At 64.8% G+C, this 9,877-nt stretch carries 9 protein-coding genes; 7 read left to right on the plus strand and 2 right to left on the minus strand.

Annotated features, from left to right (window positions below):
• Window positions 1-8 precede the first annotated feature (8 nt).
• Together F4036_01045 and F4036_01050 are read left to right on the plus strand one after the other, a co-directional pair.
• Window positions 9-2,039 carry a pyrroloquinoline quinone-dependent dehydrogenase gene (locus F4036_01045; GenBank protein ID MYK36329.1) on the plus strand — a complete coding sequence of 677 codons (2,031 nt, stop codon included), beginning with the start codon at window positions 9-11 and terminating at the stop codon, window positions 2,037-2,039.
• Between the two features lie 10 nt (window positions 2,040-2,049).
• Entirely contained in the window at window positions 2,050-2,709 is a 660-nt protein-coding gene (locus tag F4036_01050; protein ID MYK36330.1) for a thiopurine S-methyltransferase, read from the plus strand.
• A 12-nt stretch (window positions 2,710-2,721) separates the two neighbouring features.
• Here F4036_01050 and F4036_01055 read toward each other — a convergent pair whose 3' ends face one another.
• Window positions 2,722-4,347, minus strand: a complete 1,626-nt coding sequence (locus tag F4036_01055; protein ID MYK36331.1) for a mucoidy inhibitor MuiA family protein — start codon at window positions 4,345-4,347, stop codon at window positions 2,722-2,724.
• A gap of 37 nt (window positions 4,348-4,384) precedes the next feature.
• On the opposite strand from F4036_01055, the gene F4036_01060 reads away from it, so the two are divergent.
• The 4 genes from F4036_01060 to F4036_01075 are packed head-to-tail and all read left to right on the plus strand — an operon-like array spanning window position 4,385 to window position 8,658.
• Window positions 4,385-5,215 (plus strand): type 1 glutamine amidotransferase, encoded by an 831-nt coding sequence (locus tag F4036_01060; GenBank protein ID MYK36332.1) that lies wholly within the window; start codon window positions 4,385-4,387, stop codon window positions 5,213-5,215.
• Between the two features lie 19 nt (window positions 5,216-5,234).
• A complete protein-coding gene (locus tag F4036_01065) occupies window positions 5,235-6,518 on the plus strand; it encodes an FAD-dependent oxidoreductase (protein ID MYK36333.1) in 1,284 nt (427 codons plus the stop codon).
• A complete protein-coding gene (locus F4036_01070; GenBank protein ID MYK36334.1) occupies window positions 6,518-7,687 on the plus strand; it encodes an alpha-hydroxy-acid oxidizing protein in 1,170 nt (389 codons plus the stop codon). Before F4036_01065 ends, F4036_01070 begins: the two co-directional genes overlap by 1 nt.
• The gene (locus F4036_01075) at window positions 7,684-8,658 is read left to right on the plus strand and encodes a pyridoxal-phosphate dependent enzyme (protein MYK36335.1); all 975 of its coding nucleotides are present in this window, start codon (window positions 7,684-7,686) and stop codon (window positions 8,656-8,658) included. The genes F4036_01070 and F4036_01075 overlap by 4 nt, the downstream gene beginning before the upstream one ends.
• A gap of 25 nt (window positions 8,659-8,683) precedes the next feature.
• On the opposite strand, the gene F4036_01080 is transcribed toward F4036_01075, so the two are convergent.
• Window positions 8,684-9,202, minus strand: coding sequence for a hypothetical protein (locus tag F4036_01080; protein ID MYK36336.1), 519 nt, complete (start codon window positions 9,200-9,202; stop codon window positions 8,684-8,686).
• 111 nt (window positions 9,203-9,313) lie between these two features.
• Here F4036_01080 and F4036_01085 point away from each other — a divergent pair, with 111 nt between their 5' ends.
• Complete coding sequence (locus F4036_01085) at window positions 9,314-9,508, plus strand: hypothetical protein (GenBank protein ID MYK36337.1); 195 nt, start codon at window positions 9,314-9,316, stop codon at window positions 9,506-9,508.
• The last annotated feature ends 369 nt before the right edge of the window (window positions 9,509-9,877 follow it).

Below are 9,877 nucleotides of genomic sequence, written 5' to 3' on the forward strand. Positions count from 1 at the left end.
ACGGAAAGATGCGCAATCTTCCTGACAACCGGCGGCCGTTGATGCCGGCCATCCTGGCGGCCGCCCTGCTTGCCGGCTGCGGGGATGGCGGCGGACGGCCGTTTGAGGCGCCTGCCGTCGTTGAGGATCCGGGCTGGCCCACGTACGCGGGCGCGGAAGGGGGAACGCGCTATTCGCCGCTGAACCAGATCAACCGCTCCAACGTGGAGGACCTCGAGATTGCCTGGACCTACAACACGGGTCACCTGGATATTGCGCCGCGGTTGCGCCCAATGGTGGGCTTTCAGGTGACTCCCATTCTCCTGCCGGAAGAGACGGGGCGGCATCTGGTGTTGTGCGATCCATTGAACCGCATCATGGCGCTGGATCCGGCGACCGGAGAAGAACGCTGGCTGTTCGATCCCGAGATCGACCTCAGGCCATTTGCGGGGCGCTTCAACTGCCGGGGCGTGACGCACTGGCGAGATCCTGAAGCCGCCGAGGCCGACCCGTGCGCGCACCGTCTCATTCTGGCCACCAACGACCGCCGCCTCGTCGCCGTCGATGCGCGCAACGGCGAGCCCTGCGCGGGGTTCGGCGAAGACGGCTTCGTCGACGTGACGCCGATCATTCTCGAGTTGCAGCCGGCCAACCAGCTTTTTACCATGCAGTTGAATTCGCCGGCCGCGGTGGTCAACGGCGTCATCGTCATTGGCGGGACCGCCGACAAATTCAGGGACGCCAGCTCCATGAACGGCGCCGTTCGGGCCTTCAGCGCCCGGACCGGCGAGCATTTGTGGACCTTCGACACGCTGGTCCGCGAGCCGGCGGACGATCCCGAGAGCAGCGCCGGGCACGTCGGCGGAGCCAATGCGTGGATCAATTTTTCCTGGGACAGCGAGCGCGACCTGGTCTTTATTCCCACCTCCAGCCCGGCGCCCAATTTCTATGGCGGCAAACGCCCCGGAGATAACCGCTACGCGAATTCCGTCATCGTGCTGCGCGCCGCCACCGGGGAACTGGTCTGGCACTACCAGGTCCTGCATCACGACCTGTGGGACTGGGACCTGCCGACGAATCCGATCCTGGCCGAGATCACCCGCGACGGCGAGCAGGTCCCGGTAGTGATGCAACTGACCAAGCAGGGCATGATCTTCACTTTCCACCGCTATACCGGCGAACCCTTCTTCGAGATCGAGGAGCGTCCGGTTCCGATCGACGGTTTGCCGGAGGACGACGTTTCGCCCACGCAGCCGTTTCCGGTCAAGCCGCCGCCGCTGGTAAAGCATGGCATCGGCCCGGAGGATGCCTGGGGCCTGACGCCCTATGACCGGAACAAGTGTCGTGAATTGATCGAGTCGATGCGCTACGGGCCGATCTACACGCCTCCTACAACGGAGTTCACGCTGATGATGCCGAACGTGGGTGGAGGCATGAACTGGGGCGGCGGCGCCTTCGACCCGAACAGCAACATTCTGGTTACGCCGGTGGGTCAATCTCCTTACAGACTCCGCCTGATTCCCAACGAGGAGATCGACCCGGTAGCGGGCAGGCTGCCGACGGCCGGCCTCCCGATCGGGCCGCCCGGATACATTGAAGGAACCGACTACGGCCTGGAGCAGGGCCCATTGTTTTCGCCCTTCATGATGCCGTGCACGGCGCCGCCTTGGGCAAAGCTCGTGGCGGTCGACATGGCCGCCGGTGAGATCCTGTGGGAACAGCCGCTGGGTCTGGTCGACAAGCTGGCGCCGGTGCCCATACCCCTGCGCTGGGGCACGCCCTACGCCGGCGGGCCGATCGCGACCGGGGGCGGCCTGGTCTTTATCGGCGCGACCGCCGACGAGCGCTTCCGCGCCTACGACACCGAAACCGGCGAACTGTTGTGGGAGTTCGAGGGCCCGACGTCAGCAAACGCCACGCCCATGACCTACATGGCCGGCGGCAGGCAATACGTAGTCGTCGCCACCGGAGGCCACAATTGGGTCTATCCCTTCAAGAAGGGCGACTCGGTAATCGCCTACGGCCTCCCTGGGAGCGAGGGCGTCCCGCCCTCGGAATGAAGCAAGTCAGATGAAAGCGGAATTCTGGCTCAACAAGTGGGAGCTGAACGAGATCGGTTTCCACCAGGAATCCACCAACGAGTCCTTGCAGGCGTATTGGCCGTCCGCGCGGGCGCCGGCGGGCGGCGCCGTGCTGGTTCCGCTGTGCGGCAAGTCCCTGGACATGTGCTGGCTCGCGGAGCAGGGGCACGCGGTAATCGGCATCGAAGTGAGCGCGCTGGCTTGCGAAGCGTTCTTCGCCGGACTGGAACTCGAGCCGCGCATCGAAGAGTCGGGAGTGCTGCTCAGCATGAGCGCCGGACCTTACCGCCTGCTGCAGGGCGACTTCTTCGCGTCAAACGTTGCGGACATCGGTGCGGTGGACGCGTTCTACGACCGCGCCGCCCTGGTGGCCATGCCCCCGGACATGCAGCCGGTCTACGTCCGTCAACTGATCGGACTGTTGCCTCCGGGCACGGTGGGCATCGTGAACTGCGTCGAGTATCCGTCGGACGCGATGGAAGGACCGCCGTTTTCCATCGACGAGGCCCGTTTACGCCAACTGCTGGCGCCGTATTGCCGGGTGGAAAGGTGCGCGAGCAGGGAAGTCGAGACCCTGGGGTCCGGATTGAAGGAGCGCGGCCTGGCGGGCCTGACGGAAACGGTCTACCGGGTCCGCGTCAATCCATAGCGCCCCGCCGGTTCAGCGCTGCGCCGCCAGCACCGTGTTCCCGGGATAGCTGACCTCGTACTGGTGCACGATGCGCCAGTTCTCTCCCGGTTCGAGTTGCTTGCGCCAGGCGATCACACCGGGCCGCTCCTCGAAGTCCTTGCTTTCGGGCGGGGTGGCGCCGCGCGGAACGGTGACCTCGATCCGCTCGTCCCTTGACACGGGGTAATAGTCGAGCACTTCGATCGCGGTCCGAGTCGAGTGGCGATTGACGATCTCGAACAGGAAATCCGTCAGTTCGGTCGTTCGGCTGGACAGGATTCCCTGGCTGCCTTTCTCCCCGCCCTGGTCGATCGCGAGCACGTCGATTTTCCGGTCCGGTCCCATGGGCAGCACCGTCTCCGCTCCCGGCAGCAGTTCCGGGAAGGTGGAGCGCCCCACGTAGGCGCCGTCGATAAACACCCGCATAGTCCCCGCAACAAGCGGCAGGTCGCTGTCGTTGCTTATCCTTGCGGTCAGGAAGGCTTCCGCGCTCTGGCGCGGGGTAATGCGGGTCACGAGCGCAGCCCGGTTTGTGTATTCGGTAAGCGGCACGGTATGCGCCTGGTCGGCGCTGTTGGAAATACTGGCCCGCTCCAGGGGGCTGTAGGAAACCGTACGGCTGTTCCGCACACGGCGCGTATCCGCACGTGCAGCAGAGTCCGTTGCGGACAGGTCCTCGCCCATAGCCATTGCCCGGGAGAGCATTCTTTCCTCCGAATCCGCCCAGGGCACTGGGTCGTAAACGTCCAGGAACCGGCTGTCCTGCTCCGGCGCCTTCATCCGGCCGCTCGGATTCGAGGTGGACAGGACCAGTTGCACATCCCGCCACTCTTCTTCCGTTCCCTGCCGTACCCGTGCCTCGTGCGTGAGCCTGAGAACATTCCCGCGGGTGTCGAGGTAGGCGCTGTAGCCGGAGTCCCAACCCGCGTTGGACTGAAGGTAATGCACCCGAATATCCGTATCCAGGGCAGCGTCGGCATGCAGGAGAACCGACAGGCGGGCCGACGCCGGATTACGGCCGCGCAGGTCATGCAGTTGCCGTTCCAGCACCGACAGGCTTCCCTCCAGTTGCCTGCGATCGATGTGGGCCTCACGAATCCGGCTCCGGGCCTTGGCCGCGCCTTCGTGGAGCATGTCCAGCGCCTGACGCCAGGAACCGATATCGGCCTGGCCGCCGGCCGCCCTGAGGCGCTCGGCTCCGGCACTGTCGTTTGCTATTCCCTTCAGGAACTCGAGTTGCAGTTCGGCGGTAGCGATGTCGTCGTCAATTGCGGCAATGCGGTGCTGCAGTTCCGTGATTTCGTTCGCCAGTCGGCCAATCTCGGCGTTGTATGCGTCGCGCTGCGGAACAAGGTCGATTTCGACCGAGCGCACTTCGACATTGCCGCTGGTGGAGTCGACCTGCACGCCCGGCAGGCTGATGCCGCCCGGCAGACCGTTCAGCGCGATCCGGTTCGGGCCCTTCGCGAGCCGGACCCGGGCCACTCTCGTAACGCGCGCGCCCTGCGGGTAAACGGTTACCGCATCAATGGAGGAGTCGACCGTTTCGATCGCCCGCGCTTCCAGGGAAACTGCCGCCAGCGCGACAGCAGCGAATGCCACGATTCTCAAGGCCATCTGAGGTTCTCCCGCTTTGAATTGCCCGGTGCCGATAATGGGATGCGGGAGAGACCGGAAAGCGTTGCGCGGGCTCCGGCGGACGCTTTGCGTCCCACCCTGCCATCGGGCGCCGCGAAGTACAATGAATCGGCGCGATACCCGACAAGCAGTGATGAAGAAAGTACTTGTAATCCGTAACGTCAGCTACGAAACCGAGGGCCTGCTGGAATCGCTTCTTCGCGACCAAGGGCTGTCGCTGGATATCGTCGACTTCCAGAAGGATCCCGCTGCCGAACCACGACTTGACGGCTACGGGGGCCTGGTTGTCATGGGCGGCCCGATGGGCGCCAACGATACGGATCGTTTCCCTTACCTTCTGCAGGTGGAGCGCCTTTGCTCCGAAGCCATGGAACGATCGGTGCCGCTGGTGGGCGTGTGTCTCGGCGCGCAGATCATGGCGAAGGTCCTGGGCAGCGACGTGTACCCCAATCCGGTACGCGAAGTAGGGTGGTATGACCTGACGACCGCGGAGGGCGCCGGCAGCGACGCGCTGTTTTCGGAACTGGAACCGCATGAGGTGGTCCTGCAGTGGCACGGCGACACATTCGACCTGCCGAAGGGCGCCGTCCTGCTGGCGTCGTCACCGGACTGCGTCAACCAGGCGTTTCGTTACGGCGAAAACGGCTACGCGGTGCAGTTTCACCTGGAAATCCTGGAATCGATGATCCGGGAATGGGTCCGGCGGGACGCCGCGCGCGGCTGGCTGGGCGAGGAGGGCCGCATCAGCGCCCCGCGCATTCTTGCCGACACGGACACCTACATGAGCCGCTCGGAAGAACTGGGTCGGCGTGTGTATACGCGCTTTGCCCGCATGATCGCCGCCTGAGACCTGCCGGGGCGGGGTCATGCATGTCCTGATCGTCGGGTGCGGCGTTATAGGCGTCACTACCGCCTGGTATCTCGCCCGGGGAGGCGCCGCGGTTACGGTAGTGGAGCGAAGGGAGGGGCCGTCCCTGGAAACCAGCTTCGCAAACGGCAGCATGCTTACTCCGAGTCTTTCCGCGCCCTGGAATTCACCGGGCGTCTGGCTGACGGTTCTCAAGTACCTGGGCCGCGAGGAAGCGGCGCTGCTTGTCAGGTCGGCCGCATTCCCCGCGTTGTTGGCCTGGGGCTACCGGTTTCTGCGAAACAGCCGGCCCGCCCGCCATGAGATAAGTTTTAGAAAGAACCTTAATCTATGTAACTATTCCATTGATATAATGGCAGAAATACGATCCGAGATAGCCATCGAATACGAGGCCGCCCTGACCGGCGTCCTGGAAGTATGCCGCGATGAGGCTGCAATGAGGCGCGGGCGGGAGCATTCCCGCATACTTGGGGCGAACCAGGTGTCGGCGAAGGAATTGAGTACTGCCGCGTTGGTGGAGATGGAACCGGCACTGGAGGCGATTCAACACGATCTGGCCGGCGGTTTCTTTTACCCGGCCGATGAAGTGGGGGACGCCTACAAGTTCAGTTGCCGCTTGCAGGGACATGCGCAACGCCATGGCGCCAACTTCCGTTTCGGAGAAAGCGTTGAAGGGTTGCTGGCGCGGGACGGGCGCTTGCAGGGTGTACGCTTGCGCGGTGGCGAGGAGATCGAGGCGGATCAGATCGTGGTGGCCGCCGGCAGCTATACGCCGGGGCTGGTGCGCCCGCTGGGCGTTCGCGTGCCGGTGTGTCCGGCCAAAGGCTATTCGCTTACCGCGCCCATGCCGGAAGGATTGCCTGTCCTGGGCCATGCCGTTCTGGACGACCGCTACAAGGCCGGCGTAGTGCCGCTGGGCGGCCGTCGGATCCGGGTCGGGGGAACGGTGGAGTTCACCGGCTTCAACCTCGAGCTTTCGTCCAGGCGGGTCGCAAACCTGCGCAGACTGCTGGCCGGCGTTCTTCCGCGGCACGCAGAGCGTATTCCGGTTGATGAAATGCGGCCCTGGTGCGGCCTTCGTCCGGCCTCGCCGGACGGCGTGCCGATCCTGGGCGCCGGCGGCGTGGACGGATTGTCCCTGGCGACCGGGCATGGCCACCTGGGCTGGTCGATGGCGGCCGGAACGGGCAAGGCGGTGGCGCAGGAACTGCTGGGCGAGCGCCCGGAATTTTCGCTCGCCGGATATGAATTGTCGAGGTTCGGCCAGGAGATTCGACACTGATGTCGCGCAAACTCGATCGCTGCTACAACCTGGAGGACCTCCGCAAGCGGGCGCGCAAACGCCTGCCCTCGCCGATGTATCACTACATGCGCGGAGGCGCCGACGACGAGTGGTCGCTCGGCAACAACACCGCGGCTTTCGACCGGTACGAGCTGCTCCCGCGCTACCTGGTCAACGTGGAGAAGATCGACGCCGGGGTCACGGTGCTGGGCCAGGAACTCGAGTGGCCGCTGTTCCTCTCGCCCACCGGGATGTCGCGCATCTTTCACCACGACGGCGAGATCGGGGCGGCAAGGGCGGCGCATCGCTCGGGCACGATGTATTCGCTGTCCACGCTGGGTTCCACGAGCATCGAGGACGTTGCGGCGGCCAGCGAAGGGCCGCGGATGTTCCAGATCTACGTGCTGAGGGACCCGGTGCTGAACCGGGAGTTCATCGAGCGCTGCCGGGAAGCGAAGTATTCCGCGCTCTGCCTTACGGTGGACGTGCCCGTGGGCGGCAATCGCGAACGGGATTTCCACACGGGCATGACGGTGCCGCCGAAGCTGACCTTCATGAGCAAGCTCGACGTGGCGCGGCATGTCGGCTGGTCGTATCACTACCTCAGGTCGGGCGCCGCCGAAATGGCCAATTTCGCCTACCGCGTACGGGATTCGGAGGACACCAATCTGATGGGCTATGTCAGCCGCCAGTTCGACATGACGGTCGATTGGGACGACGCCGCCCGGATGATCGAGCAATGGGGCGGGCCCTTTGCCATCAAGGGCGTGATGTGCGCGGAGGACGCGCGCCGCTCGGTGGAGGCGGGCGCCAGCGCGGTCATGCTGTCGAATCACGGGGGGCGGCAATTGGACGGGGCTCCCGCCCCGGTCGATCTGGTTCGCGAGGTCCGCGACGCCATCGGTGACGCCGCCGAGGTGATCGTCGACGGCGGAGTGCGGCGGGGAACGCACGTCCTGAAAGCCCTGGCGCTGGGCGCAACCGCCTGTTCCACCGGCCGCGGCTACCTGTATGGGCTGGGAGCGGGTGGCGAGGCCGGTGTGGACCGGGCCCTGAAAATTCTTCGCGACGAGGTGGAGAGGGATCTGGCCCTGCTGGGCTGCGTGCGTGCGCGCGATCTCGACGGGCGCTACGTGCGGGAGGTCGGACATCCAGGAGCAGGGAAATGACTGTTCAGGGTCCCCCCTCACTCGCCGAGATTCGCGCCTACAGGGAAATTGTCAAAGACCGTATCGTGCGCACACCCGTGCACGAATGGCGCGGAACGGAGGTCGGCAAGCGCGCGCCGGACATGCGCATATCGATCAAGTTCGAGCTGTTGCAGATGACCGGCACGTTCAAGGCCAGGGGCGCGCTGGCCTGGATGCTGTCCCTGCCGGAGGAAAAGGTAAGGCAGGGCGTTACCGCCGTCAGCGCCGGCAACCACGCCGTTGCCGTATCCTGGGCGGCGCATGTGATGGGCGCGCCGGCCCACGTCGTGATCATTTCTCCCGCCAATCCGGCGCGGATTCAACAGGCGAGGGCCTGGGGCGCCAGGGTGGAGCTGATCGACAACGCGGAAGCCGCCTTTCAGCGGGTCCTGAACATCGAGAAGGAGGATGGCAAGACTTTGGTGCATCCATTCGAGGGACGTTCGATCGCCATCGGCACGGGCGCTCTCGGAATGGAGTGGCTGGAGCAGGCGCCGGACCTGGACGCGCTCGTGATCCCCGTCGGAGGAGGGGGGTTGATCGCCGGTGTGGGCGCGGCCGTCAAGCAAATTCGTCCGGAGATTGCCGTGTACGGGGCGGAGCCTTTTGGCGCCGATTCGATGTTCCAGAGCCTCGCCAGCAACAAAGCGGTCGACGCGAGTCGCGTCGATTCGATCGCCGACAGCCTGCGGGCGCCCAACGCGCGGGAATACAGCTTTTCACTGGCCAGCCGCCATATGGACGATCTCGGACGGGTCGGCGATGACGAGATCCGCGAGGCGATGCGGCTGATCCTGCAGGAACTGAAGATGATGGTGGAGCCTGCCTGCGCGACCGCGACGGCCGCTGCCCTCGGACCGTTGCGCGAACGGCTGGAGGGCAAGCACGTGGGCGTGCTGCTGTGCGGATCCAACATCGACCTCGCCACCTTCAGCCGCCTGATCAACTGACTCAGGGCCGCTTCGATCCCGCCGTTCAGTAATTGAGGGCGAGGGTGCGCGGTTGACCGAATGAGGGCAGGCTGATGAGGTGCAATCTTCCCGGTCCGAATTCCGCCAGGTTGAGTGCGGCGGGGTCCCATTCGGCCAGCAGCGCCGACGCCAGGTTCGCGCCGGCCACGATGATCACGATTTTTCCGCGGTGCTGCCTGGCCAGACCGCGCGCGAAGGCGGCCGGGTCCTCGATCAGCACATCCGTAATGGGCTGTTCAAGGCTTTCGGAAAGCACGCGGACCGTCTCGCGCTCGGGTTCCCCGCCGGCGCTGAAGATACCGGCCAGCAGGTCGGGGGCCGCGAGGTTGCCCGCAAGCCGGCCAAGCGCCTCGGCGCGGGCACGGCCGGTAATGCTGAGCGAAGCGGAGTCGCCGTCCTGACGCTCGGCGGATGTCACGAGCAGCACCGTCGTGGTGGCTTCGCTGCCCTGAAGTTGCCAGACGACGATCAGAACGCCCGCCAGGAAAACGGCTGCCAGCAGGTTGCGGTAGCGCGGGCGCAATCTAGTACCGGCATGTGTCGGCAAGGGACATGGCCTCGATAGTACTACCGCGATCTGCGTAAAATAAAGCGCATTGACGACACACTTTCGCGCATGTGAGGCGAGTTACAAGTGGACATCTTCAGCTTTTTCTTCGACAACGTGGGTGCGCTGTTCGCGCTCGCCTTTGTGCTGTTCAACCTGGCTGCCTGGGTCATGAGGCGCGTCCGGCAAAAGCGCGAACAGGAGCGATACGGGCACTATCCGCCCGCCGTACGGTCGGGCCGGCTGAATTACGACGAGTACAGCAAGCGACGCGACGGCTGATTGGCGCATCAAATGCCTAAAGGGCCCGGAGCCATGCCGGTGGTATGCTAGTTTCAAATGTGAGTGTCGGCCGACTGCAATGAAAGCAACAGTGCGTATTTCAGGTTTTTGTGTGGCGCTCTCCGCAGTGCTGATTCTGGCGAACTGCCAGACGACCGGAGGCGTTTCCTCGCCGTCCGGCGGTCCCCCGGTTTCGATGCCATCGCCCAGCGGCAGCTCGGGTTCCTCAGGCGGCTCGCAAGGGTCGATGGGCGGTTCGCAGGGTTCCATGGGCGGATCGCAAGGCTCGATGGGCTCCTCCCGGGGCTCCATGGGTTCGTCCGGGGGTTCTCAAGGTTCAATGGGCGGTTCGATGGGTTCCTCCGGCGG

Source organism: Gammaproteobacteria bacterium (assembly GCA_009845905.1).
Lineage (GTDB): Bacteria > Pseudomonadota > Gammaproteobacteria > Steroidobacterales > Foliamicaceae > Foliamicus.